Raw genomic sequence first — 24,603 nt, 5'->3', positions numbered from 1 at the left:
GAGGGGTCCAGGCTCCTTGATCGAAACGGTTGTCGGGCGGATTACCAGCCGTTCCGCTGCCGCCGATCCCCGTCCGGTTCGCGTTCACGATTGAGGAGGTTTTTGCCGCCCTCGTTCGCCGGTTCCGACGAGGATCGCCTCGGCGATCCGTCCCCAGGCATCGGAGTCCGCGCTCTCCGGCGCTCGCCGGATCGGCGCGTGCGTCCAATCGCCCAGGGTCTTTTCGTTCGACAACCGCGAATCATCGCCGGTTCCCGGCAGTTGATTCATCACAAAACCGAGGTGAAAGACCCCCGCGTTCGCGAGTGCGCGTTCGGTGAGCAGCGCGTGATTCAGGCAGCCGAGCCGATCGGCGACGACCACCACCACGACCGCGCCCGTCCGGGCCGCAAGGTCGAGAAGCGTCCAACCGGGCGCGAGGGGTGCGAGAAGTCCCCCCGCTCCCTCGACGAGGACAACGTCGCAACCGTCGAGAAGATGTTCGATGTGCCTCGCAACGCGTTCCGTATCGATAACAACGCCTTCGGCCCGGGCCGCGACATACGGCGCGACGGGATCGAGAAAGCGGTAGAGGCAAACGTCTTCGATGGCTTGATCCGCGCCCGCCGCCAGGCGGAGTCGTCCCGCGTCGGTTTCGTCCGCCGCCCCTTCACTCGGCCAACCGGTTTCGAGCGGCTTGCAGACCCGAACGCGAAGCCCTCTCGCTGACCAACTCCGAGCGAGTGCGCATGCGACCCACGTCTTGCCGACGCCCGTGTCAGTGCCGGTGACGGCGATCAGCCGTGCGCGCGGGGGGTGCCCGGCGGGCATCAGGGCTTGAGCTTCGCGGCCTTGGCGACCGCCGCGTCGACGTGCGTACGGATCGGCGCCATGAGCGCCTCGACGAGCGCCAGCACGATGCCCTCGGTATGCCGCTGAAGCAGGTCGTTCGCCTCGTCCTCGGACAACTTGTGTGCCTTTGCCGACGCGCGCACGCTCTTGATGACCGATTCGAAAATCTCTCGGCGATAAGGTTCAGCCGCCTCGCGCAGAATCTCCTGCGTGAGCGTGACGGACACGTTGTTGCGCCACAGCTCTTCGATCGCGGGATTACCCTCGACCTTCTGCTCGGCGACCCATGTTTTCTTCGCCTCGGCGTCGTCGAGCTGCTCACGAATGAGCGCGACGCTCTGGTCGCTGTCGATGAGCTTGAAGAGACGATTCTTCAGATCCTCGTTCGCGGCGAACGCGATGCGCCAGTATTCCGTCACCGCGGCGCTGATCTTTTGTTTGTCTTCCGGCGTGGTCGATTTCCACCTCGCCGCCGACGCCGCGAGCAGGGCGTCGATGCGGAGGTTGAATTGGCTGCGCACGACCGCGTCGACGGCGTTGGAATCGGACTGCGCCTGCTCGGTGCGCGTCACGGGCGGCAGCGTAAGATGAAAGACGGCGGGATCGGGCTTCTTGACCTCGAACGACGTGCGCGTAAGTGAACGAACGACGACATCGTTCTCGCGATGCTCCACCGCGACGAGCACGCCGGTTTTCGGGTCGATGCGGTGCGTGAATTCGCCGTACGACACGACGATCTCGGAGTCGCCGATCTCGGGTTCGTCGGGGTTCGCGGCAAGACGGTTGAGCCACGGGGCGTCACACGCGCGCGCGCCGAAATAGACGGCGAGTTCCGCGTTCGATTCCGTCAGGTCGAGCAGCACGAACGGGAACACGTCCGCCTGATCCGGCCACGACTTCGCGCCCGACACGAGCCAGTCGAGCGTCGCGAGGGACTTGGCTGATTCCTTCACGACACGGCGCGCGTTTTCGAGACTCATCTCGAGCACGGTGCCCGACTTCTCGTCGAAATGAATGAGTCGCTTGCCGTCGTAAACCGTTCGTACGTTCTTGGACACGACATCCATGCGGACACGGTCGGGCGAAGCGAACTTCACCTCGATGCGCAGCGTCGCGCCGGTCGCGTTGTTTTTCCCCTCGTATACGGCCTCGAAACCCGGAAGCTGGAGCAGCTTCGCACGCAGGCTCTCGGCCAGTTGCCGATTGTCGGCCCACGCCGACGACGCGAACGCCAAAACGGCGCAGAGGATCGCCGCGGAAACTCGGATTGCGCGCAACTTCATGTCAAGCCCCTGCCCTGTGGAGAACACCCTCTTTATCAGCCCGAGGCGGCGTTGGTCAAAATGCGGTGACCACAGCGATATCCACAGAATTTTTCCAGTGAATCTGTCCGGATTTCGACGTTATCCACTTAATTGTCCACATGCCCTTTTTTGCTTCGGAAAACCTGTGGGCAAATCGTCGACTTATCCACAGAGACCGCTCGCGGCCCGTCCCATCGGGGCCAAAAATACTCGACCACCCGGTCGGTGTCCGCAACCAATTCTCCCCTCGTGAAGCGCTGCGAAATGGCGTTTGCCGATCGCCCTCACGGGCGCGGTCGCGGCGCGATGTGCGCCGCCATTTCGCCCCAACAGTCAGCCGGCGCCGCGAGATATGCGTCGATGATCTTTTCGCCGTTCAGGGTCGGCGCGGGATCGAAGGGCCGCCCGTTCAGATCGAGATAGCGCCCATCGACGGCGTCGAGAATCGCGAGCGACGCGGCGAGATCCCAGATGTGCGACCTGAACGCGAGCGCCGCGGCCGCTTGGCCCGAAGCCACGTAACACAGATGCTGCGCCACGCTGCCGTATCCGCGGATTTTTCCCGTGAACGTCGTCGTGTAGTAGCGGTGGAAGTTGCTGGGCGCGAGAAGGAGCCGGCCCTCGCCGAGGCCGCGATCCACGAGCCGGGGAAGCGGCTCCCCGTTCAAATACGCCACTCCCGCATCCGCCGCATAGAGAAGATCGAGCGCGGGATTGAAAAACACCCCGAGCGTGCACCGACCGTTTTCCACGAGCCCGATCGAGACGCCGAAGTGAACGAAGCCCCGGTGGTAGGAATCGGTGCCATCGATGGGATCGACGGCGAAGGTCGGTCCGCTCAGGTCGCCGCCGCCGAGCCCGCCTTCTTCACCGACGATCGCGAAATCCGGAAACGCGGCGCCGAGCGCCAGGGCGATGTGCTGTTGCACGGCGACATCGGCGTTCGTGACGATGGAACCGTCGGGCTTGGTTTCAACGCGAAGGTCGTGACGCAGGTCGAGCGCCAGCCGGCCCGCGTCACGGGCGACGGCGATCACCGTTTGAAGCCGGTCGGTCATTGATGGCGGGCTTTCGTTTCGGCGTCGAGCGATTCGTTCATCGAACCCGATCGGTAGCCTTCGAGATCGAGAACGACGTACGTGAATCCCTGCGCCTTGATCGCTTCGATCACGCGCGCACGAGTGTCTTCATCCAGCAAACGCCTAAACTCCGCCGGCGGAACCTCGACGCGCGCGATCTCGCCGTGGAACCGGACGCGATACCCCCGGAAGCCTTCGCGACGCAACGCCTCCTCGCACGCCTCCACCCGACCGAGCCGCTCGACCGAAATCGAAGTGCCGTAGGGGAACCGCGATGCGAGACATGCGAATGCGGGTTTGTCCCACGTCGGAAGATCCATCCGGCGCGACGCCTCGCGAATGTCATCCTTCGTCATCCCCGCCTCGGCGAGCGGATGGCGGACCTGCCGCTCCGCGGCGGCGCGCTTGCCCGGGCGATAGTCGCCCTCGTCGTCCGCGTTGAACCCGTCGCAGACCCAATGGATTCCCAGACGCGCAGCGTCATTGGCGCAGATCGAGAACAGCTCGGTCTTGCAGTGAAAACAGCGGTCGGGGTTGTTCGCGGCGTAGTCGGCGTTTTCGATTTCGTGACTCGTCACCACGCGCAGATTCGCCCCGACCCGTTTTGCGAAATCGCGCGCGTCCGCGAGTTCCGATCGCGGCAGCGACGGCCCGTCGGCGATGAGCCCCGTCACGCGGTCGCCGACGTGCTTCGCCGCGAAGGCCAGCAGGAACGCCGAGTCGACGCCGCCGGAAAACGCGACGAGAAATCGCTCCATCTCCACGAGGATCGACCGCAAGCGCTCCAGCTTGGATTCGAGATCGGAGTGTTTCACGGCTGTGTTCATCGCGCCCAACTTTTACCGGATGCGCGCGGCACTGTCCACGACGGCGATCAGATTTTGTCCAAAAACGAAGGCGGGACAAAATGCCCCGCCGTCGAGAAATTTCGGGAGATCGGCGACGGCGTCAGCAGCCGCACGAACCGCCGTCGTCATCGTCGTCGTCGTCACCGCTCGAACCGCCGTCATCCGTCGTGATTCCGCACTGACCCGTCAGGCACGATTCGAGGTCGCCGCAGGAGTTCACCGCGTCGACGCACGCTTCGACGCACGCCCAGGGACCGCCGCCGGATTCGCAGGAATCGAGCGCCTCCTGAGCGTCCATCGCCGAGCCTCCGTTCATGAGCGACAGGTCACAGCCCCCGTAGATGAGTTCGAGCGCATCGACACACGCATTGCCGCCGTCGTCATCGTCCGCATCGTCGTCCGAAGCGTCGTCGTCATCGGCGTCGTCGTCATCCGCATCGTCGTCGGTATCGTCGTCGTCATCGTCGCCCGTCGGTTCGGGCGGCAGGGGATCGTCGCCCTCGCTGGATTGAATCGAGAACGGAATCCCATTCGCGCTCCCACCCGAGAATTGCACGCGGGGCGTCACGATGAGATAGATCCGTGTCCACTCGCCGCCGAAACCGTCCACCGTGATGTCGCCGACGTTGCCCGCGCCCGACTCGGTCATCGTTTCGGTTTCGACCGTCTCGTTGGCGCGCTGTTTGGCGATGGTCAGGTCGTAGTCGATATCGCGGTTGCCGTACTTGGGCTCGCCGCGTACCCGCAAATTGAGCGAGGTCTCGCCGCCGCTCGGCTGAAACTGGACGTATGCCGTTCCGTAGGGCTCGGGGAGTTTGCCCGTGTCATACAGTTCGGCGGCGGGGTAGTCGTTGACATGGTCGAGCACATACGGGCTGTCGTAGAGGTTGCCCTCTTCGTAGTCGCGGAAGAGCGTCCTACGCGTGAATTCGGGGAAGGTGTCGAACGTCGTCGTGGTCTCGTAGTCCTGCAGATAGCTGTCGACCGAATACCAGATGTTGGCGTTGCAGTCGTTCCAGATGTGGTGCAGGGCATCCCGGCCGCCGTAGTTCTCGGACAGGAACTTGAAATAGATCGCGCGCGAATACTGGATCGGAGCGCCGCTCGAGAACGCAAAGATCGTCTGCTCGACGTTCTGCATGTGGTAGTCGACGAAGTACGCGTAGTTGTTGATGTCGTCGAAGACCTCGTCCTCTGCCCACGTCGCCGTCGCCTCGACCGCCCAGTCCGAACCCGAACCGCTCATGTGCTGAAAGCAGCCCGTGAGCGCGATCTGGAACTGCAGGACGTGGTAGAATTCATGGGACATGATGTCCTTGAACGACGACTCGTAGTCGAGAATGGTGGGCCACATGACGATATGGGCCATGGTGTCGGGCCACGAGTCGTAGATCGTCGTGTACGCGCCCTCGAAGCTGATCGACGGCGCGCCGTTGCCCGAATTGCCCACGTAGATATCGGTGAAGTAATCGTCGGAGCCGTACGGCGCATTATAGCCCATGTCGGTGACCTCGACGTCCCACACCTCTTCCATGATGTCGCCGAGGGCTTCGAGCTCGTCGTTCGTGTACGACGCCCCATCGCCGTAACGCAGCGCGAAATGCTCCGTGTAGTAGACGTTCGGCGGCGTGTACCCGTCGGGGAAATCCGCCGGCGCCGTAATGGCCGACTTGGGACGCGACGCGACCGGTGGACGGCTGAGGTCGGGGATGTTCGGCGCGATGGTCCGGATCTCGTCGCGCACGGCGGGCGACACACGTTTGAGATCGGGACCGAGTTTCAGCAGAAATCCGGTCGCACACTCGTGGTGCAACGGTTCGGACGCCACCTGCCGGTAGGCGGCGGGCAGTCGATCCGGGGCGAAAAACGCGTAGGTCTTGTAGAGCGCGGCCGTGTCGAAGTCGATCAGGCCCGAGCGCTCGTCCGCTTCCACCGCGGCGACCGTGTCTTCTGGAGAGTAAACCGACGCAATGGCGACGGACGAACACGCAAGCATCAGGATGCAGGTCAAAATCCGCAATTTCATGGCCGTCTTCCGGGGCGTTCCGCGATGAAGGAGAGTCCGCCCGGCGACGCGAGCCCGGGCGGTTTTCGGCCGCGAGGAACCACCCCGTTCGGGGCCGAAACCGCGCGATTGTAGGGATTCGCATTCGATTGTCAAAGGGTCGTGGCGAATTTACGATGCGCCAATGCCCCGCTCGAAAGCCGCGCCGACGCTGTTTTGCGATCCCGAATACGGCGACACGCTGTTTTTCGAAAAATCGCTGTGGGAACACGGCCACCGTTACGTGGCCGGGTGCGACGAGGTCGGCCGCGGTCCGCTCGCCGGACCGGTCGTCGCCGCAGCCGTCATCCTCCCGCCGGGAATCGCGCTGCCGGGCGTCACGGATTCCAAAAAGCTCTCCGAAGCGCGCCGATGGAAATTGGTGCCGGGGATCCTCGCTGCCGCGGACTGCGTGGCGATCGGATTTTGCGATCAGGCCGAAATCGATCGCATCAACATCCTTCAGGCCTCGAAAACCGCGATGATGCGCGCCTTGGCCGGACTTTCGTTATTAGCCACGCATGTCCTGGTGGACGGAAACCAACGACTCCCGATCACCATCCCCCAGACGCCGTTGGTCAAGGGAGACCTGCGTTCGCTTTCGATCGCGGCGGCGAGCATCGTGGCCAAGGTCGTCCGCGACGAGCTGATGTGCGCCATGCACGCGCGCTGGCCGGAATACGGCTTCGATCGAAATCGCGGCTACCCCAGCGCCGAGCATCGCGACGCCCTGCGTCTCCACGGCCCCTGCCCGATCCATCGGCGCAGCTACCAGCCCGTAGCCGAGGTTCTGGCGTGATGGGTTGGTTCGGCGCGAATGATTCGGAAAAGCCCGAACGCGGCCAGGCGCTCGGCCGGGCGGGCGAGGACCTCGCCGCCGAACACCTGCGGTCTCTCGGTTACCGGATTCTCGAAAGGAATCTGAAACTTCGTCGCGGGGAGATCGACATCCTCGCCCGCCACGGCGACGTTCTGGTGATTGTCGAGGTCAAGAGTGCGTCGGGCGAAGACATTTCGCCCACGGTCCACGTCAATTCGCAAAAAGCGCGCAAACTCGTATCCCTCGTCGCCGAGTTGCGTCAGACGCGCAATCTGCGCGACGTGGCGATCCGCATCGATGTCGTGTCCGTCGTGATGGCCGGCGACAAGCCGCGGATCACGGTGTATCCGCGTGCGATCGACGCGAAGGGACGCCGGGCGTGAAACTCCCTCGACTATACCGACGCATCCGCACCCGGCTCGTCGTCACGTATTGTCTGCTGACGGCGGGGATTTTTGGTGTGATCGGGACGTTTTTTTACTACATCGCCCGCGACTCGCTCGACAACGAGATGGGGCGGCGATTGGTGCTGGTCGCCGAATTGGCCGCCAGTCGGCAGAAACCGGAGCAGCTCGTCACGCTGCGCCCGGGCGACGAGGACTCGCCCACCTATCGCCGGCAGACGCAGTCTGTTCTCGACCTGATGGAATTGGGTGCGGCAAGGCGCATCTACGTTTTCGACGCCGAGCACAAAAGCATGCTCGACACTGACGGCAAGACGAAGATCGGCGCGTCGTACTTTCGGCTCGAAACGCACCGCGCCGAGGTGCGACGGGCGTTTGCCGGCGAGTCGGTGGTCTCGCAGGTTTTTCTCGGGCTCGACGGGCTTTGGTACAAATCGGCATTCGCGCCGATTCGCAAGGGCGACGAGATCGTGGCGGCGCTCGCCGTCGAAGCCGACGTTCCCTTCTTCGAGACGCTCTCCCGCATCAAACGAAATCTCCTTCTCTATGCGGCGGGAGCGACGGCGCTCATCGTGGCTGTCAGTGTGTTTCTCGCGATCGGATTCGAACGGCCCAGCGCGCGCTTGGTGCAGGACGCGAGGCGCCTCGGGTCCGGGGACCTCGAAACGCGCATCGACCCGACAAGCCGCGACGAGATCGGGTTTCTGGCCGCTTCGCTCGACACCGCGCGCCAGAGCATCGTCGAGCGCGACCGGTTCCTTCAGATGCTCCAGCGTGGGATCGCCCACGAGGTCCGCAATCCCCTCGGGGGCATGCGCCTGTTCTGCGACATCCTCGGCGACGAGCTCGCGGGCGACGCCGAGAAGCTCAAGCATGTCGAAAAGATCCGCAGAGAGATCGGCGGGCTCGAAAACGTCGTCAACGAATTCCTCGATTTCACCCGCGACGTCGTCCTGAATCCGAAGTCCCAATCCGTTGTGGGTTTCTTGCGGGATCTGATGGCGGGTTATATGGACCTCGATCAAAAAGGCGTTATTCTGGACTTTCGAGTCGAGCCGCCCGAATTGGAAGCGACCTTCGATGCCGATCGCCTGCGCCGGGCTTTGTTCAATCTGGTGAACAACGCCATTCAGGCGATGCCCAAGGGCGGCCGGCTGACGATTCTCGCACAGCGAGAGTCGGACGAATGGACGCTCGCGGTCGAGGACACCGGCGTCGGAATCAAGGACGAGGACTTGCAGCACCTGTTCACGCCGTTCTACACGACGAAAGACAAGGGAACGGGTCTGGGCATGCCGCTGGCGAAAAAGATCGTGGAAAGCCACCGGGGTACGATACAACTGACCAGTCGCCACCTTCAGGGAACGCGGGTTACGATCCGCCTTCCGCTGACGATTCAGGGATAGTCCATGGCCAAGATTCTCGTGATCGACGACAACGAAACCATGCGCGAGGGGATGGAGACCATCATCACGCGCATGGGCCACCAGACGCTCGGCGCCGCCGGCGGGCAGGAAGGCGTCTCACTCATCGAGAACAATGCCTTCGATCTCATCCTCACCGACCTGAAGATGGAAGGGATGGACGGCATCGAGGTGCTCACGCGCGCGCGGCAGATCAACCACGAGGCGGTGGTCATTCTCATCACCGCGTTCGGTTCGATCGAAGTCGCCGTCGACGCCATCAAAAAGGGCGCGTACGACTTCATCCAGAAGCCCTTCTCGCAGGACCAGCTCCGCCTCAAGGTCACGCAGGCGCTCGATTTCACGCAACTCGCGAAAAAGAACGAACTGCTCGAAGAGCAGAACCGGTACCTGCGCAAGGCCGAGTCGGCGCACTACGCAATCGACGAGATCATCGGCGACTCCAGCGCGCTCGCCGACATCATGAAGACCGTGCGCAAGGTGGCGCAGGGCGATTCCACCGTGTTCATCCACGGCGAATCGGGGACCGGCAAGGAACTCGTCGCGCGCGCGATCCACGAACTCAGCCCCCGCGCCGAAAAGCCCTTCATCAAGGTCAACTGCTCGGCGCTCGCCGAGGGCATCATGGAGTCCGAGCTGTTCGGCCATGAGAAGGGCAGCTTCACCGGCGCGATCAAGCGCAAGCTCGGACGATTCGAACTCGCCGACGGCGGCACGCTCTTTCGCGACGAGATCGGGGACATCAGCGCGGTGATCCAGCTCAAGCTGCTGCGCGTGTTGCAGGAGCGCGAGTTCGAGCGCGTCGGCGGCCAGCAGACTATCAGCGTCGACGTGCGCGTCATCTGCGCCACGAATAAGGACATCAAGGACGAGGTACAAAAGGGAAATTTCCGGGAGGATCTGTTCTACCGCCTGCACATCGTTCCGATCCACCTGCCGCCGCTGCGCGACCGCAAGGAGGATATCCCCAAGCTCATTGACCATTTTCTCGCCAAACTCATGGCGCGCACGCGCAAGGAAATCCACGGGATCGAGCCCTCCGCGATGCGCGCGCTGGCCGATTATCCCTGGCCGGGTAACATCCGCGAACTCGAAAACGTGATCGAGCAGACGATGGTGCTGTGCGAATCGCGCTCGATCGGGCGCGACGATCTGCCGAGTTTCCTGTTTCAGGAACAGTCGATGCCCACGCTGCGTTCGCAGCTCGGCAAAAAGCCGCTCAATGAGATTCTCGACGATCTGGAGCGCAGTCTCATAAAGGAAGCTTACGAAAAGTCGGGGCAGGTCAAGACCGAGACCGCCCGCATCCTCGGCATCAAGACGAGCGCGCTCTACTACAAACTGGAGAAGTACGGCCTGCTGTGACCCGGCGGCCGTCAGGCAACGTGCGTTTGGCGTCTGTTCACATCCGACTGGCCGCTCTGATCGCGCTCGCCGCGATCGTCGGATGGCATGCCCCGGCGAGCGCCGACGACGCACTCCCCGCCAATATCCGCGTGCTGGAACAAAAGCACGAGCTCGTCCGCAACAACCTGCGCGAGCTCGTCCGCCAGCGGACGCTCGCCCATGACGAGGTCCGACGACTCGCGTCGGAGATCGACCGCATCAAGGCGCAGGGCGAGCCGGGATTCATCGACCGCCGCCGACTGGAGCGATTGCAGGCCGAATCACTCGAGGCCGGCAAGCGAATGGAAGACCTCGTCGCCCAGGTTGATCGAAAACAGAAGGAGAACGACGACGGACTGGCCAATCTGTACCGCGTGTACACCGCGGAGATGGAAAAAATCGCCGATCGGATTTCGGGCGAGACCAAACGCGCCGCCGTAGTCGAGCTTGCGCGCGATTTCGCGCGGCTGCGCGATCGTCGCGAGCAGTTCCGTCCGCCAGGGATGCGCGTCGCGCAGTCCGAGTTCATGACGGTCGAGCTCGGCGACGGGGATACCCCCTCGGAGCTGGCCGCGAAACGCGATCTGCTGCAACGGCGCAAGGCGCGACTCGCGGCCGTGATCGCGAATCTGAAAAAGGAGATCGCGGCGCTCCGAAACGACAAGGCGCTCGCCGACCAGATGCGCACGCTCGTCATCCAGGAGCAACTCATCGAGGACGGCGTCGTGTTTTCGCCGGGCTCGCGCGGCTCAGCCCGAACCGGCGAAACTCCCGCACCCGGCGGCGCCGAAGGCGGAGCCGATCCCTCCGCGCGCGGTCACGTGTCGCCGCTCGAGGATGTCGGCGATCGCGCGGACCTGAACGTCTCCATTGAGGACGAAATCGCAAGGCTCGAGAAGCTGCTCGAATACCTGAGGAGCGTGGAAAAGCAGATCGACGGCCAGATCCAGGAGATCCAGCGGCGCCTGCGCGCCGACGTGATCCGGAGTCCGGTCCCGTTGAACACGGCGAGGATATCGCCGAAGGGGTCCAATCCGTGAAACGACCACACGGCCATATCGCGGCCCTGGGGCGCATGGCGTGGGCGGTGCTCGCCGCGCTCGCGTTCGCCGCGCCCGTCGGCGCCGGCGAGCGCGTGACGTGGACGAATCACGCCGCGCTGCACGCCGAGTACGACGACAATGTCTACAAGACAACCGACGATGTGGAAGGCGACCTGCTCGCACGCGTCTTCTTCGATTCGAAGCTCGATCTGCACCCGAATCGCGCAAACCTGGTCACGCTCGACTACACCCTCGGCGCAAAAAAGTTCGCCGACCTCATCGATCAGGACACGCTCATCAATCAGGTGATGATGCAGTACGAAAACACGACGATCTCGAACACGTACATCGGCGGCGACGCCACGCTCAAGCTGCGCAACATTCGCGACGGAGAAGAGGACTACAACAAGGTCATCCTCAACTCCTTCGCCGGCCACTACTTCGCGCGCGGCGTGTCGGGGCAGGTCAATGCGTCCTACACCCGCTTCGACTTCCGCAACTACGACTATTACGACTATTGGACGCAGGCGTACGGAATAGAGCTGAACAAGTCGATCTCCCACGCGCTCGGGTTCGGCGTCCATTACCTGATCGAGGACAAGAACTACCCCTTCTTCGCGTTCGAGAACGTCGTCTCCGACCGCGACTCCGTGTTCCTCGATGAGACCGACGAACTGCGTCAGGACACGCTGCACGAGGTGGGATTCAAGTTCTCCAGCTTCTATTTCGTGCTCGTCAACTTCGCGTACGATTTCCAGGTGAACGATTCCAACTCCTACGGCGACTCGTATTACCACCACCGGCTGCGTCTGATGGTCTCGAAGAGCCTCACGCCGACGACGAACCTGCACCTTTTCGCGGTCGCCAACTTCCGCGACAGCGACGAGCAGGTGCTCATCCCGCACAGTTACTCCGTCGAAGAGGACGACGAGAACTACAACCAGCTCGTGGCGAAGCTGAACCGGAAGGTCGGTGAACGGATCTGGCTCGAGGCGCGTTACGCGCGCTTCTGGAGCCAGTATTCGGTCAGCCAATTCAATTTCTCCAAAAACGTCTATTCGCTTGGCGCGTCGTTCAACTTCTGATCCATGTCGCTCGCGATCATCGTTCCGACTCTGAACGAGGAAGCTCATCTTCCCGCCTGCCTCGACGCCGCGTCGCGCGAACGCCCCGATGAACTTGTGGTGGTCGATGGCGGGAGCCGTGATGCAACGTGCGACGTGGCCCGCACTCACGGCGTCCGCGTGATCGAAACCAAACCGGGCCGCGCGGCGCAGATGAATGAAGGCGCGGCGCGGACCACGAGTGACCTCCTGCTGTTTTGCCATGCCGACACGATGTTGCCGGACGGATACCGCGCGCATGTCGAGCGCATCCTCGGCGACGCCTCCGTTTCGCTCGGCGCGTTTCGGTTCGGGCTCGAACGCCGGCGCGCGGCGAACCGCGTCATCGAGCTCGGCGTGGCGCTGCGCTGCGCCGTCTTCGGCATGCCATACGGCGATCAGGCGCTGTTCTGTCGGCGCGCCGACTTCCTGGCCGTCGGTGGATTCGCGCCGCCGCCCGCGCTGGAAGACATGGCGCTCGTGCTCGATTTGCGTCGCCTTGGTCATCTGCGCATGGCACCCGTGTCCGTGCGGATCAGCGACCGCGCGTGGAAACGACACGGATACTTCGCGTTGACGCTCCGTCACTACGGCAAGGCGGTGACCTGGCTCGCGCGGCGCGGGACGGATCGACGATGACCGATGTGCTATGCCTCTTCGCGAAATCGCCGCGCCTCGGAACCGTGAAGACGCGCCTTGCGGCCGCTATCGGCGACGACGCCGCGCTCGCCGTCTATCGGCGGCTCGGCGCTCAAGTCACGGCGCAGCTTCGGCTCGTGCAGGGCGCCGCTGTTCGCATTCATTTCACGCCGCCGGAGGATGAATCCCTGATGCGCGCGTGGCTCGGGGAAGATCCAGAATTCCATCCGCAACGAGGCGACGATCTGGGCGCGCGCATGGCGAACGCGCTCGCCGATGCGTTTCGCGACGGCGCTCGCCGCGTGGCGCTCGTGGGATGCGACGCGCCGGGCTTGCGTGCGCATCATGTCGAAACCTTCTTGAACGAACTCGATCGACACGACATGGTGTTCATTCCCGCCGACGACGGCGGATACGTGGCCGTCGGGTTCGCGCGACAGGTCACGGGGTTTTTGGAGGGACTGCGGTACGGTCATGCGGATGTCATGGCCGAAACGCTGCGACGCGCGGCCGAGTTCGGGCTTCGCACGCGGATGCTCGAAACGCAGTCCGATCTCGACACGGCGGACGACATGAAGAAGTTTCCGGAGATCGAGGCATGGATCGCATCAAGAGGCTGAAGGACGCGGCGGGCCGATGGGCGTTCGCGAAGGTGCCGGGCCTGCGCGAAAACTGGGAAACCCGATTCGAGGCCGTGTGCTCGGCGACCACACCCTGGGCACCGATGCGAAAACCGCTTCGCGAGTGCCGCGTCGCGCTCGTTACCACGGCGGGCGTGCATCACGCGAGCGATCGACCGTTCGATATGAGCCGCGACGTGGGCGACGCGTCGTATCGCGTCATTGAAACTGGCGGCGGAAACCTCACGATCACGCACGACTACTACGATCACCGTGATGCCGACCGCGACGTGAACATCGTGCTGCCGATCGACCGCATGCGCGAGGCCGCGCGACTCGGCGTCATCGGCGCACTGCATATACACGCGTGGTCGTTCATGGGGCACGTTCAGGGTCCCCAACTCGCAACGCTGATCGATCGCACCGCGCCCGAGGTTGCAGCCGCGGCGGTGGCGGAGGGGGTGGAGGTCGCGTTCCTCACCCCCGCCTGAGGGATCTGCAATCAGTCGGTCGGACTGATCCAACGCGCATTCGAAGAGAGAGGAATTTCCACGGTGTCGATTTCGCTCAGCCGGGCGATCACCGAGAAGGTGAAACCGCCACGTGCGGTGTGCGTGCGTTGGCCGTTCGGCCATCCGCTCGGCGAACCCGAGAACGCTTCGCAGCAGCGGCGTGTGATTCAGGACGCCTTCGACCTGCTCGCGCGCGCCGATGCCCCCGCGATCGTCGATCTGCCGTATCGCTGGCGGCGCGAGACATACGCCGACCCCTGGGAGCCAGGTACGTCGTGAACCGTCGCGAAGTTCAAGTGTTTCTCGACGACCTCGTCGCGCGTTTTCATCACGTCCGGCACCGTCATCACGATCCCGTTGATCTTGTACATCGGTTTGAGCGCCCCGCTGACATCGAGGTCGCGGCGTTTATCGCGTCGGCGCTCGCCTACGGCCGGGCCGCGCAGGTGCGGGCGTCGGTGTCGCGCGTTTTCGATGCGCTCGGGCCGGATCTGCACGGCGCGTTGATCGACTTCGATCCGCGCCACTCCCCCCTGCCCGCGAATTTCGTTCACCGTTTCACTACGCGCGACGACATGAACGAGTTTCTCACACGCACGGCGGATCTCCTGCGAAAACACGGCAGCCTCCGCGCCGCGTTTCGCGAGGGCGACTGCGGCGGCGAACCCATCGACGCCGCCATGTCGCGGTTCGTCGCGCAATTCCGCGCGGGCGGGGCGGTTCGCCCCAACGTGCGTTATCTGTTGCCCGATCCCGCGGACGGCAGCGCCTGCAAGCGGTTTTCGCTGTTTCTGCGCTGGATGGTGCGGGACGCCGACGGCATCGACTTCGGACTGTGGTCGGAGTTCGGCGCGTCGCGCCTCGTCATGCCCCTCGACACGCACGTCGCGCGGATCTCACGTCGACTCGGCCTGCTGCGCCGCGCGAGCGACGACCGCCGCGCCGCGATCGAGGTCACCGACGCGCTGCGGAGCTTCGCGCCCGATGATCCTCTTCGTTACGATTTCGCGATCACGCACATCGGCATCACGGGTCAATGGAAGGACCTGATCCCATGAAAAATCGGCCGGACAATCGCCCGGCCGATCCATGCTTGATCCGATTCGCGTCTTACTGATTCATCGAATTCAGGAAGTCGGCATTGCTCTTGGTGCCCGTGATCTTGGCGAGCAGGAATTCCATCGAATCGATGGGGTTGAGCGGCGAGAGCACGCGGCGAAGCACCCAGACGCGCTGGAGGATATCGTTGTCGAGCAGCAGTTCTTCCTTGCGGGTGCCGGAGCGGTTGATGTCGATCGCGGGATAGATGCGCCGATCAGCGAGCTTGCGATCGAGGTGGATCTCCATATTGCCGGTGCCCTTGAACTCCTCGTAGATGACCTCGTCCATGCGGCTGCCCGTCTCGATCAGCGCCGTGGCGATGATCGTCAGCGAACCGCCCTCTTCCACGTTGCGCGCCGCGCCGAAGAACCGCTTGGGTTTGTGCAGCGCGTTGGAATCGACGCCGCCCGACAGGATCTTGCCCGAGTGCGGTACCACGGTGTTGTACGCACGGGCGAGACGCGTGATGGAGTCGAGCAGGATCACGACGTCCTTTTTGTGCTCGACGAGGCGCTTGGCCTTTTCGATGACCATTTCGGCGACCTGCACGTGGCGCGTGGCGGGTTCGTCGAAGGTCGAGCTGATGACCTCGCCCTTGACCGAACGGCTCATGTCGGTGACCTCTTCGGGTCGCTCGTCGATGAGCAGGACGATCAGATAGACCTCTTTGTGGTTCTTCGTGACGGCATTCGCGATCGCCTGAAGCAGCATCGTCTTGCCGGCCTTCGGCGGACTCACGATCAGCGCGCGCTGGCCCTTGCCGATGGGGCTGAGCAGGTCCATGACGCGCGTCGAGAAATTCTCGGGGTCGGATTCGAGCTTGATCCGCTCGTCGGGATAAAGCGGCGTGAGGTTGTCGAACAGAATCTTGTCCTGCGAGACCTCGGGGTTTTCGTGGTTGACCGTCTCGACTTTGAGCAGGGCGAAGTACCGCTCACTCTCTTTCGGCGGACGCACCTGCCCGGAAATCGTGTCGCCGGTACGCAGATTGAAACGACGAATCTGGCTGGGCGAGACGTAGATGTCGTCGGGCCCGGGCAGATAGTTGTAGTCCGGCGCGCGCAGGAATCCGAAGCCGTCGGGCAGGATTTCCAGGACGCCCTCGCCGAAGATCGCGCCCTGTCGCTCGGCGTGCTCCTGAAGGATCGCGTAGATCAGATCCTGCTTTCGCAAACCGGTCGCGTTCTCGATGTCCAGATCCTTCGCCAGACGCAGCAACTCGCCGATCTTCTTTTCCTTGAGTTCCTGGATGTTGAGCGTGATCCGCCCGCGATCCTCCCGGCGCTCTTTTTTCCGACGCGGCTCGGGCTCGTAGTCGTCGACCACGGGCGGCCTCGGCGCGGGTTCGGGCGTCGCTTCGACCGTGGGCTGCTGGTCCTGGGGTTCTTCGGACTGCGACTTCGAGGCGGTCATTTCAGGTCTCCCATAACGGAATGAATGAGGTGGGACGAGCGGCGGTTCGAGGAAAAACCACGCGCGGGCGGGACATCGAAAACGGCGGTCGCCGTCATTTGGGACTTGTGCCGGGCAACGCTTTTCGCGCCGCCTCGGGCTTCACATCGAGCCATGAGGTATCGACCATTGGCCAGGGAGTTTGGAACGGGAACGAACTACCCGATCTCACCGTGTGGAGTTGTTAACGGGAACAGCCGTCACGAAAAACAGCCGGTCATCGGCACGAACACACCTGACGAAACACGGCCCGGACACATCAGGCGAAACACGACGCGGGACAACGCAGGAATCGTCGGCTCCACGACTTCACGGATAACGGCAATCTAGACTTCGCTTTTTCGCCAGTCAAGTCCTTTTTGTTCATCTTCCCGCGATCCACGTCGCCGAAAGTTGGCGGCCCGTGACACCCCGTTCACGTCGATGGCTGAAGAAGACGCCCGGCTCGCAGGCCGTGCAACGGCGAACGACTTCGACATGTGCCGAATCGATCCCCGTGAGGACGAGTTGCCGAAACGCCACGAGCGCCAGATCGATCACGTCACGCTCCCCGGCGCGCGCGACAGCGTTGTCGGCGCCGGCGACCTCGGAGCGAAACCGCCCGGCGAGATCGGGCGATACCTCGAAATGGCACGGTCCGATGCCGGGGCCGACACTCGCGCGCAGGTCGCCCGGCGCAACGCCCATCCGCGAGAGAGCCGCCACCGTTGCCGCGATGATCCCACCGTCGAGCCCGCGCCATCCCGCGTGCACCGCCGCCGCCGCGCGCCCGCGAGCGTCGCCAATGAGTACCGGCACGCAGTCCGCCGTCAGCACGCCCACGGCGATCCCGGGCCGCGTGATGACGGCGGCATCGGCGGCGACACCGCGCACGACGCCGGAGATGGGCTCGCTTTCCACGATCGAAACATCGCACCCGTGAACCTGATCGGGCATGTAGAGCGCGCGAACCCCCATCGATGCCAGCACGAAGTTTTCGTTGAGGCGCACGGCATCCGCGTCGTCCCCGCACCGAATGCCGAGGTTCAGCGAGTCGCAAGGCGCGGCGCTCGTGCCGCCGAGGCGTCCGAAGAACGCCCCGCGCACGGGCAGCGCGGCGTCCGCGAAGGCGTCGATCCGCCACGTCACGGCGTCCATCCGATCCGGTCGAGAATGCACTTCATGTCCGATGGAATCGCCGCCTCCAGCTTCACGCGCCGGCCGTCGCGCGGGTGATCGAACTCGATGCGCCACGCGTGCAGCGCGGGGCGACGCATCGCACGGGCGTCGGACATGGACATCTGGTCGAGACGTTTTTCGGCATTGCGCCCGCCGTAAACCGCGTCGCCGAGAATCGGGCAGCGCAGCGACTGCAAGTGCACGCGGATCTGGTGCGTGCGTCCCGTGAGGAGCCCGCAACGCACGACTGCGAGCCCGCCCGCCGCGGCGAGCGTTTCGTATTCCGTCTTCGCGGCGCGCGAGCGCGGCACATCCACCGCCATGCGTTTGCGGTCCACCGTGTGCCGCCCGATCGGACGATCCACCACCCCCGCGCGCGGACTCGGCGCGCCGATGGTGATGGCGAGATAGACTTTGGTCAGGGTGCGCGACGCGAATTGGCGCGTGAGCGCCTCGTGCGCCGCGTCGTTCTTGGCGCAGACGATGACGCCGCTCGTCCCTTTGTCGAGGCGGTGCACGATGCCGGGCCGCATCACCCCGCCGATGCCGGACAGGTCGCGGCTGTGCGCGAGCAGCGCGTTGACGAGCGTGCCGTCGGGATTCCCCGCGGCGGGATGCACCACGAGGCCGGGCGGCTTGTTGACGGCCACGATGTCGGCATCCTCGTAAACGATGTCGAGGGGAATCGCCTGGGCTTCGGCCCGCGCAGGCGCGGGTTCCGGCACGACGACGTCGATCGATTCGTCGCCGCGCATTCGGTACGACGACTTGGCGATCCGCCCGTCCACGGTCACGCCGCTCGCGTCCACGACCGACGCCGCGCGCGACCGGCTCAGCGCGGGCACACGGCGCGAGAGGAAAACATCGAGCCGCAGGCCCGCGTCGTCGCGCCCGGCGTGGACGGTGATCCGTCGTTCGGCCATGACCTCAGACGGACTCGAACACCGCGCGATAGGCGGCGTAGGCGCTGTAGAGGTCAAAAACGTGAAGGATTTCGAAAGGGCTGTGCATGCCGAGCACCGGCGGCCCCGCGTCGATCACCTCGGCGCCGTGAATCGCCATGAACTTCGCGATGGTGCCGCCGCCGCCTTCGTCCACCTTGCCCATCGACGAGTTCTGCCACGGCACATTCGCCGCCGTCAGAATCTCGCGCAGCCGCGCCACGGTCTCCGCGGAGGCCTCCGACGCGGCCGTCTTTCCGCGCTGGCCCGTCGCCTTTTTGATCGTGATACCGTGCCCCGCGAAGGCCGCATTGCGCCGGTCGTGAACATCCTTCCAGTCCGGGTCCATCGACGCGCCGACGTCGGCGGAAATGACAAACGAATTGTGCAGCGTGCGCTCGACGGCCAGCGCGTCGGGCTTCGCTCCCGCGCACTCCATGAGCCTGGCAACGAGAAATTTCAGGAAGTATCCCTGCGCGCCGGTGTCGCCGAAGGAGCCGACCTCTTCCTTGTCGAAACAGATCGCCACGCGCGTTCGCGTCGCGTCATTCGCGTCGATGAGTGCGCGCATCGCGGCATATGAACAACAGCGGTCGTCGTGGCCGTACGCGCCGATGAATGCGCGGTCGAGCCCGACGTAACGGGCCGGGCCCGCGGGCACGATCTCGATGTCCGCGCTGACGAAATCCTCCTCGCGGATCCCGAATCGCTCATGCAGCAGACGCAGCGCGCCGAGCAGAAATCGATCCTTGTCCTCGGTCCCGCCGATCGGAATGCCGCCGATGATGACGTTGAGTTTTTCGGCGGGAATCGCCTCGGCGAGTTTTTTCTGCGACTGCGTGTTCGCGGCGAGATGCGGCAGCAAATCCGCGATGGTGAATACGGGGTCCGCGGGATCTTCGCCGATCGCGATGTCCACACGGCGTCCGTCGGCGAGCGCCACCACTCCGTGAATGGCCAGCGGTCGCGCCACCCACTGATGCTTGCGGACGCCGCCGAAGTAGTGCGTCTTGAGCATCGCGAACTGGAGATCCTCGTAGATCGGGTTCGTCTTGAGATCGAGACGCGGGGAATCGTGATGCGCCGCGACGATCGTGAGTCCGGCATCGAACGGCGCAGTCCCGAGACGCGCCGCCGCGATCACGCGGTTGCGATACGCGACGAAGACGGAGCGCGCGGATTCGGCGGAGCCCGACGCGTCGGCGAAGCCTCTTCGCGCGAGCAGATCGGCGAACCATCGCGTCGATTCGCGCTCGGTCTTCACCGCGGAGACGTAGTCGATGTAGTCGTCGGCAAAACGGTACGCATCAGCCTTGCGGGTGTTGTCGAGCACGTCGGCCGCGTGGCGGCGCTCGCGCATCAAAGTCTTGCGAAGGGATTTGAGCGAGTCGTCTTTTTTCTCGGTCACAGGTCGAGTTCCTCCGTGGAAGGTTCGGTCGCGTCGGCGGGCGCAGCTTCGATCGCCGGCGAGGGGAGCGGCGACATCGGCGGCACAATTCCGTGCTCCGGCGGAATACGCCGCGGCTTGCGCCAAAAGCGCGGCCGACGTCCGAGTCGTTTCAGATCGCGATGGATTGTATCGATCGCGCCCCGCGCCGCCAACCGTCCGGCTTCGATCACCTCGTCGGACTTGGTGAAATCCGCCCAATGGATCTGGCCGATCTGCGGCGTGATGACGGCATCCGCGAAACGCACCTGCAACCGGGTGAGCGTGCGCTTGGTGATTTCGTGCGTGCGAAAGTGCGTGGCGAGCGCCTTCATCGCGTCGGCGGGTACGGGGAGTTCGTGCGATACGTTCGAGGCGATCACGTAATCGAGATCCATGTCGCGCAGAACACTCACGGGCACCATGTTGACCACGCCGCCGTCCACACATTCGCGTCCGCCGACGACGATGGGCGGAAACGCGCCGGGCACGGCGGACGAGGCCGCCACGGCATCGATGACCGGTCCGCGATCGAGGATCACCTCCTCGCCCGTCCGCAGATCGGCGGCCACCGCGAAAAAGGGGACGTGCAGAGAACGGATGTCGCGATCGTCCACGAAGAACCCGAGCAATTCGTACAGATCCTCGGCGTCGAGCACCGATGGCCGCGTGACCGTCGAGGCCAACACGCGCCCGCGCGAGATATAGCGGCTGACCGCGTCGAGCACGCTTTTTTCGCCGGCGGTCTCGCGCTGCAATCGGTGAATGCGCGCCTGGCGAAACTCGGGCGAACGCAGAAAACGCGTCGCGTCGGCAAGCATCGACGTCGCGTCGGCTTTTTGGGCGAACATCGCCCCCACGAGCGCGCCCATGCTCGTGCCGGCCACAACCTGAACGGGGATTCCGGCGGCGCACAGCGTTTCGACGACGCCCAGGTGCGCGAGCCCCCGCGCCGCGCCGCCGCCGAGCGCCAAACCGACCCTCACCGGAAACATCGACCCACCGGCCACTTCATGAGATCCACGTCATGGGATGTTGGGCAAACGCGGCACGACGCCCGCGGGGCGCGTGCCGCGAATTCGCGTCATTGAAGCAGGATCGGGGACTTTTTGGACTTCGGCGCGTCCTGATCGCCGAGATAGTCGGAAAGCTCTGCGACGAAGCGTTTTCGGCAATCGGGGCAGAGCGTGAACTCGATTTCCTGGAATACGTCGTTCTCGATCTCCTGCTCGGACATCCGATCGAGCGTTTCCATCAACCCCGCGATCCGCGCCTCGCGGCCGGCGTCGTCACCTTCCGCCTCGGGCACGAACCCGTCGAACCCGGAGACAATCCGGATGCTGACGTCGTACGACGTTCCGCCCATCACCAGCGCTCTTCCGCATCCGTGACATGGTTTTGGCGAGATCATTTCGCGCCCGGCCCCAGAATGTTGCACAGGGATTTTTCCACGAGCGCGTCTTCACCGTCAAGCAACGTGCGCATTTCGATGAGCACGGCGCCGTCCGCGATGCGCCCGACGACGGGCGGATCGCCGAGCCGCAGCGCGCGTTCGAGTTCGTTCGCCGACATGGACGCCGCGTCGATGCGCACCGCCACGCCGGGCAGATCGCCGCCGGGCAGACTGCCCCCGCCCATGCGCGACCGCGTCTCGACAACGCGAGCGGCCGCGGCGTCGCCCAGCGCGCGGCGCAGTCGCGACGTCATGGACCGTGCGCGTCGGCGCAGCGAATCGACCGGCGTCGAGGCCATGCGCAGCACCGGCACCTTGTCGTGCAAGGTTTCGGGATGTTCGTAACAAGCGAGCGTGGCCTCGAGCGCGGCGAGCGTCATCTTGTCCACGCGCAGCGCCCGGGCCAGCGGATTATTTCGACAGGCTTCGACGACCTCGGCATGTCCCGCAATGACGCCCGCCTGCGGCCCGCCCAGCAGCTTGTCGCCCGAAAACGTGACGGCCGCGCAGCCGGCTTTCAACGACGCGGCCACGGTGGGCTCGTCGCCCAATCCGCCGCCGTCCGGGTTTACAAGGCATCCGCTGCCCAGGTCCTCGACGACCGGAATGCCCATCTCATCCCCGATGCGCGCGAGTTCGCCGACGCCGACCTCGGAGACGAAGCCCTCCATGCGAAAATTGCCGCGGTGGACCTTGAGGAAGAGCGCGGTGGCGTCGGTCACGGCGGCCCGATAGTCCGCGGCGTGCGTCTTGTTGGTCGTCCCGACCTCCACGAGGCGGCAACCGCTTTTTTCCATGACGGCGGGGATGCGAAACGACCCGCCGATCTCCACGAGTTCGCCCCGGCTGACGATCACCTCGCGGCTCTGCGCGAGCGTGTTGAGCACCAGCAGGACCGCCGCCGCGTTGTTGTTGACGACCATGGCGTCGGCCGCGCCGGCCAGACGCGCCAGCTTGTCCCGCACGATGTCGTGCCGCGAACCGCGCTCGCCCGATTCGATGTCGTATTCCAGATTCGAGTAGCCGCGGGCCGTCCGCGTGACGGCCTCGATCGCCGACTCCGCGAGCGGCGCGCGACCCAGGTTCGTGTGAAGAATGATCCCGGTCGCGTTGATGACCGGGCGAAGCCGCGCTCTCGTCCCCGTTTGCAGGTGACGGATGACAAGGTGGACGAGTTCCTCGATCGAAACGGGGCTCGAGCCGCAGGTCCGCCGTTTCCGCTCGGCCGCGAGGACCTCGCGCATCGCCGCGACCACCCGCGACCGGCCGTGCCGCGCCAATGCCTCGGCAAATACCGGTTCGCTCAGCCATCGTCCGATGGCGGGCAAGTTCCGCAGATTTTCCGCCATTCGTCACACCCCATTCATAAACCGCGCGAACCGCGAAGTTTCTTTGAGTTTCCCGGCACTTCGCTTTTCAAGCACCCGGCGCCTTGTTACTATACGACGGTTTGCTAAATCCACCAGAATTCCACGGTTGACCGCATGACGGATATTCCGCGTCTCGGCGACATTTTGGTCGACGCGCACATCATCACGCCGGAGCACGTCGAAGCCGCACTCGCCGAGCAAAAACTGACGGGACTGCGTTTCGGAGAAGCCCTCATCCGGCTTGGCCTCGTGCAGTCCGACGACATCACCTGGGGTCTCGCCAATCAGATGGGAATGCCCTTCTTGCGGGTGCGTTCCGATCAGGTCGATCCCGAGGCGCTGCGGCTCGTTCCCGAATCGATCGCGCGCCGCCACACGATCATCCCCTACGTCCTCATCGATGGTCGGTTGACCGTCGTGATCGACGATCCCACGCGGCACGAGGCGATCCACGAGGTGGCCGAAGCCTCGGGCAAGGACATCAACGTGGCGGTCGGTCTCGCCGAGGAAATCCGCCGGGCCATCGAAGAGTCTTACGAGTCGGCGGGCATTTCCGAGCTCGATCCCGCGCAGTTCAAGACGTCGCTCTTCGGACCCAACGACACCGCACTCATCACCGCGGGCCCGGGAGCGTCGCGGGCGCTCGATCGCATCCTCGCGGAGTCGATCGCCATGCGCGCGACGGCGCTGCACTTCGAGCCGTTCGCCGATCACGCCGTTCTGCGTCTGCGCATTCACGGACGGCTCGAAACCTGCGCCGAGTGGGGACTTCCCTGGCACAAGGCGTTTCTGGAGGGGCTTCGCCTCAAGGCGACGCAGATCGAGACGATCGGCCCGCACGTCGAGGGACTGCTCGCGTTTCGCGACACCGGCCGCAACTTTTCTTTCTTCGCGAATTTCATCCAAGGTCAGCACGGCATCGCGGCGACGCTGCTCAACGTGTCGTGTCCCGACTTTCCGGGCCGCGTCGAGGACCTCGGCCTCGCCCCTGATGTGTGCGACGAGCTCCTGCGCACGATCGGCGGACGGTCGGGGCTGTGCCTCGTCGTCGGGACCGAGAAGATGGAGAAGCGCAAGTTCATCGCCCTGCTGATGGAAAAGAAACACGCGGGGGACAAACGCACCTTCGCCATCGGGCGCATGCCGTGGTTTGAGAACGAGCGCTTCATCCAGATCAAGGCGCCGACCGAGGACGCCGAGGAACTGATGCGCTCGATGCGCATGGTCGTCGGCCAGGACCCCGACCTGATCTACATCGAGGATTGCTGGGATCGCCGCGTGCTGACCGAATCGCTGCTCGCCGCGCTCGAACGGCGCTTCGTCTTCGCCAATCTCAGCCTTCCGTCGGCGTTGCCGGGGCTCGAATTCATACTCGAAAGCGTCGACAACCGCACCCTCGTCGCGCAGGCGCTTCGCGGCGTGATCGCCGTGGCGTTCTTCCGGCGGCTGTGCGCCGACTGCCGGACGGACGACACGGACCACGCCAAGGCGTCTCGCGTGCTGCGCGAGCCGCGCGCCGTCGTCGATCGCGCAAGCGTGAAACGCCCGGTCGGCTGCCCGAAATGCCGCTCCGGCTACACCGACCTCATTCCGCTCGTCGAGATCCTCCGGGTCGACGAGGCGCTTCAGGAGCTGATCGCGTCCG

The 24,603-nt window shown here is 64.4% G+C and carries 24 protein-coding genes; 12 read left to right on the top strand and 12 right to left on the bottom strand.

Features of this window, described 5'->3' with window-relative positions; translation table 11 throughout:
- Positions 1 to 84: 84 nt before the first annotated feature.
- The 5 genes from bioD to IT350_18630 form a co-directional block, all read right to left on the bottom strand.
- On the bottom strand, positions 85 to 810 hold the full coding sequence (gene bioD / locus IT350_18650) for a dethiobiotin synthase (protein ID MCC6160078.1): 726 nt from the start codon (positions 808 to 810) through the stop codon (positions 85 to 87).
- Positions 810 to 2,114 (bottom strand): hypothetical protein, encoded by a 1,305-nt coding sequence (locus IT350_18645; GenBank protein ID MCC6160077.1) that lies wholly within the window; start codon positions 2,112 to 2,114, stop codon positions 810 to 812. The genes bioD and IT350_18645 overlap by 1 nt, the downstream gene beginning before the upstream one ends.
- A 305-nt stretch (positions 2,115 to 2,419) precedes the next feature.
- Positions 2,420 to 3,193, bottom strand: coding sequence for an inositol monophosphatase (locus tag IT350_18640; GenBank protein ID MCC6160076.1), 774 nt, complete (start codon positions 3,191 to 3,193; stop codon positions 2,420 to 2,422).
- The gene (larE, locus tag IT350_18635; GenBank protein MCC6160075.1) at positions 3,190 to 4,041 is read right to left on the bottom strand and encodes an ATP-dependent sacrificial sulfur transferase LarE; all 852 of its coding nucleotides are present in this window, start codon (positions 4,039 to 4,041) and stop codon (positions 3,190 to 3,192) included. Before larE ends, IT350_18640 begins: the two co-directional genes overlap by 4 nt.
- 121 nt (positions 4,042 to 4,162) lie before the next feature.
- The gene (locus IT350_18630; GenBank protein ID MCC6160074.1) at positions 4,163 to 6,088 is read right to left on the bottom strand and encodes a hypothetical protein; all 1,926 of its coding nucleotides are present in this window, start codon (positions 6,086 to 6,088) and stop codon (positions 4,163 to 4,165) included.
- Positions 6,089 to 6,251: 163 nt separating this feature from the next.
- Here IT350_18630 and IT350_18625 point away from each other — a divergent pair, with 163 nt between their 5' ends.
- The 11 genes from IT350_18625 (at position 6,252) to IT350_18575 (ending at position 15,115) form a co-directional block, all read left to right on the top strand.
- Positions 6,252 to 6,905 carry a ribonuclease HII gene (locus IT350_18625; protein ID MCC6160073.1) on the top strand — a complete coding sequence of 218 codons (654 nt, stop codon included), beginning with the start codon at positions 6,252 to 6,254 and terminating at the stop codon, positions 6,903 to 6,905.
- Positions 6,905 to 7,309, top strand: a complete 405-nt coding sequence (locus tag IT350_18620) for a YraN family protein (protein ID MCC6160072.1) — start codon at positions 6,905 to 6,907, stop codon at positions 7,307 to 7,309. The genes IT350_18625 and IT350_18620 overlap by 1 nt, the downstream gene beginning before the upstream one ends.
- On the top strand, positions 7,306 to 8,736 hold the full coding sequence (locus IT350_18615; GenBank protein ID MCC6160071.1) for a HAMP domain-containing histidine kinase: 1,431 nt from the start codon (positions 7,306 to 7,308) through the stop codon (positions 8,734 to 8,736). The genes IT350_18620 and IT350_18615 overlap by 4 nt, the downstream gene beginning before the upstream one ends.
- A gap of 3 nt (positions 8,737 to 8,739) precedes the next feature.
- Entirely contained in the window at positions 8,740 to 10,119 is a 1,380-nt protein-coding gene (locus IT350_18610) for a sigma-54-dependent Fis family transcriptional regulator (protein MCC6160070.1), read from the top strand.
- A gap of 20 nt (positions 10,120 to 10,139) precedes the next feature.
- Positions 10,140 to 11,180 (top strand): hypothetical protein, encoded by a 1,041-nt coding sequence (locus IT350_18605; protein MCC6160069.1) that lies wholly within the window; start codon positions 10,140 to 10,142, stop codon positions 11,178 to 11,180.
- The gene (locus IT350_18600) at positions 11,177 to 12,268 is read left to right on the top strand and encodes a hypothetical protein (GenBank protein ID MCC6160068.1); all 1,092 of its coding nucleotides are present in this window, start codon (positions 11,177 to 11,179) and stop codon (positions 12,266 to 12,268) included. The genes IT350_18605 and IT350_18600 overlap by 4 nt, the downstream gene beginning before the upstream one ends.
- A 3-nt stretch (positions 12,269 to 12,271) precedes the next feature.
- Positions 12,272 to 12,925 carry a TIGR04283 family arsenosugar biosynthesis glycosyltransferase gene (locus IT350_18595; protein ID MCC6160067.1) on the top strand — a complete coding sequence of 218 codons (654 nt, stop codon included), beginning with the start codon at positions 12,272 to 12,274 and terminating at the stop codon, positions 12,923 to 12,925.
- Entirely contained in the window at positions 12,922 to 13,545 is a 624-nt protein-coding gene (locus IT350_18590; GenBank protein MCC6160066.1) for a TIGR04282 family arsenosugar biosynthesis glycosyltransferase, read from the top strand. Before IT350_18595 ends, IT350_18590 begins: the two co-directional genes overlap by 4 nt.
- Positions 13,524 to 14,036: a hypothetical protein gene (locus tag IT350_18585; protein MCC6160065.1), complete on the top strand. Its 513-nt coding sequence runs from the start codon at positions 13,524 to 13,526 to the stop codon at positions 14,034 to 14,036. The genes IT350_18590 and IT350_18585 overlap by 22 nt, the downstream gene beginning before the upstream one ends.
- A 63-nt stretch (positions 14,037 to 14,099) precedes the next feature.
- Positions 14,100 to 14,336, top strand: coding sequence for a hypothetical protein (locus tag IT350_18580; protein ID MCC6160064.1), 237 nt, complete (start codon positions 14,100 to 14,102; stop codon positions 14,334 to 14,336).
- Entirely contained in the window at positions 14,333 to 15,115 is a 783-nt protein-coding gene (locus IT350_18575) for a TIGR02757 family protein (GenBank protein ID MCC6160063.1), read from the top strand. The genes IT350_18580 and IT350_18575 overlap by 4 nt, the downstream gene beginning before the upstream one ends.
- A gap of 52 nt (positions 15,116 to 15,167) precedes the next feature.
- On the opposite strand, the gene rho is transcribed toward IT350_18575, so the two are convergent.
- From rho to IT350_18540, 7 genes are all read right to left on the bottom strand, one after another.
- The gene (gene rho, locus IT350_18570) at positions 15,168 to 16,571 is read right to left on the bottom strand and encodes a transcription termination factor Rho (protein ID MCC6160062.1); all 1,404 of its coding nucleotides are present in this window, start codon (positions 16,569 to 16,571) and stop codon (positions 15,168 to 15,170) included.
- A 402-nt stretch (positions 16,572 to 16,973) separates the two neighbouring features.
- Entirely contained in the window at positions 16,974 to 17,738 is a 765-nt protein-coding gene (gene pgeF / locus IT350_18565; GenBank protein MCC6160061.1) for a peptidoglycan editing factor PgeF, read from the bottom strand.
- Positions 17,735 to 18,691 carry an RluA family pseudouridine synthase gene (locus IT350_18560; protein ID MCC6160060.1) on the bottom strand — a complete coding sequence of 319 codons (957 nt, stop codon included), beginning with the start codon at positions 18,689 to 18,691 and terminating at the stop codon, positions 17,735 to 17,737. The genes pgeF and IT350_18560 overlap by 4 nt, the downstream gene beginning before the upstream one ends.
- 4 nt (positions 18,692 to 18,695) lie before the next feature.
- On the bottom strand, positions 18,696 to 20,117 hold the full coding sequence (locus IT350_18555) for an aminopeptidase (GenBank protein MCC6160059.1): 1,422 nt from the start codon (positions 20,115 to 20,117) through the stop codon (positions 18,696 to 18,698).
- Positions 20,114 to 21,121, bottom strand: coding sequence for a patatin-like phospholipase family protein (locus IT350_18550; GenBank protein MCC6160058.1), 1,008 nt, complete (start codon positions 21,119 to 21,121; stop codon positions 20,114 to 20,116). The genes IT350_18555 and IT350_18550 overlap by 4 nt, the downstream gene beginning before the upstream one ends.
- 98 nt (positions 21,122 to 21,219) lie before the next feature.
- Positions 21,220 to 21,501 (bottom strand): hypothetical protein, encoded by a 282-nt coding sequence (locus tag IT350_18545; GenBank protein MCC6160057.1) that lies wholly within the window; start codon positions 21,499 to 21,501, stop codon positions 21,220 to 21,222.
- 41 nt (positions 21,502 to 21,542) lie between these two features.
- Positions 21,543 to 22,937: an L-seryl-tRNA(Sec) selenium transferase gene (locus IT350_18540; protein ID MCC6160056.1), complete on the bottom strand. Its 1,395-nt coding sequence runs from the start codon at positions 22,935 to 22,937 to the stop codon at positions 21,543 to 21,545.
- Positions 22,938 to 23,072: 135 nt separating this feature from the next.
- Here IT350_18540 and IT350_18535 point away from each other — a divergent pair.
- Positions 23,073 to 24,603, top strand: a 1,531-nt coding sequence (locus IT350_18535; protein MCC6160055.1) for a hypothetical protein, incomplete at its 3' end; no start/stop codon positions are given.

Source organism: Deltaproteobacteria bacterium (assembly GCA_020845895.1).
Lineage (GTDB): Bacteria > Lernaellota > Lernaellaia > JACKCT01 > JACKCT01 > JADLEX01.
Note: the sequence above shows the minus strand (reverse complement) of the source record. Positions and strands in the feature narration are given on the sequence as shown.

Excerpts from the sequence above, each read along its gene's own strand:
- bioD (MCC6160078.1), bottom strand. The coding sequence starts at position 810 with ATGCCCGCCGGGCACCCCCCGCGCGCACGGCTGATCGCCGTCACCGGC.
- IT350_18645 (MCC6160077.1), bottom strand. The coding sequence starts at position 2,114 with ATGAAGTTGCGCGCAATCCGAGTTTCCGCGGCGATCCTCTGCGCCGTT.
- IT350_18640 (MCC6160076.1), bottom strand. The coding sequence starts at position 3,193 with ATGACCGACCGGCTTCAAACGGTGATCGCCGTCGCCCGTGACGCGGGC.
- larE (MCC6160075.1), bottom strand. The coding sequence starts at position 4,041 with ATGAACACAGCCGTGAAACACTCCGATCTCGAATCCAAGCTGGAGCGC.
- IT350_18630 (MCC6160074.1), bottom strand. The coding sequence starts at position 6,088 with ATGAAATTGCGGATTTTGACCTGCATCCTGATGCTTGCGTGTTCGTCC.
- IT350_18625 (MCC6160073.1), top strand. The coding sequence starts at position 6,252 with ATGCCCCGCTCGAAAGCCGCGCCGACGCTGTTTTGCGATCCCGAATAC.
- IT350_18620 (MCC6160072.1), top strand. The coding sequence starts at position 6,905 with ATGGGTTGGTTCGGCGCGAATGATTCGGAAAAGCCCGAACGCGGCCAG.
- IT350_18610 (MCC6160070.1), top strand. The coding sequence starts at position 8,740 with ATGGCCAAGATTCTCGTGATCGACGACAACGAAACCATGCGCGAGGGG.
- IT350_18595 (MCC6160067.1), top strand. The coding sequence starts at position 12,272 with ATGTCGCTCGCGATCATCGTTCCGACTCTGAACGAGGAAGCTCATCTT.
- IT350_18590 (MCC6160066.1), top strand. The coding sequence starts at position 12,922 with ATGACCGATGTGCTATGCCTCTTCGCGAAATCGCCGCGCCTCGGAACC.
- IT350_18585 (MCC6160065.1), top strand. The coding sequence starts at position 13,524 with ATGGATCGCATCAAGAGGCTGAAGGACGCGGCGGGCCGATGGGCGTTC.
- rho (MCC6160062.1), bottom strand. The coding sequence starts at position 16,571 with ATGACCGCCTCGAAGTCGCAGTCCGAAGAACCCCAGGACCAGCAGCCC.
- IT350_18560 (MCC6160060.1), bottom strand. The coding sequence starts at position 18,691 with ATGGCCGAACGACGGATCACCGTCCACGCCGGGCGCGACGACGCGGGC.
- IT350_18545 (MCC6160057.1), bottom strand. The coding sequence starts at position 21,501 with ATGGGCGGAACGTCGTACGACGTCAGCATCCGGATTGTCTCCGGGTTC.
- IT350_18540 (MCC6160056.1), bottom strand. The coding sequence starts at position 22,937 with ATGGCGGAAAATCTGCGGAACTTGCCCGCCATCGGACGATGGCTGAGC.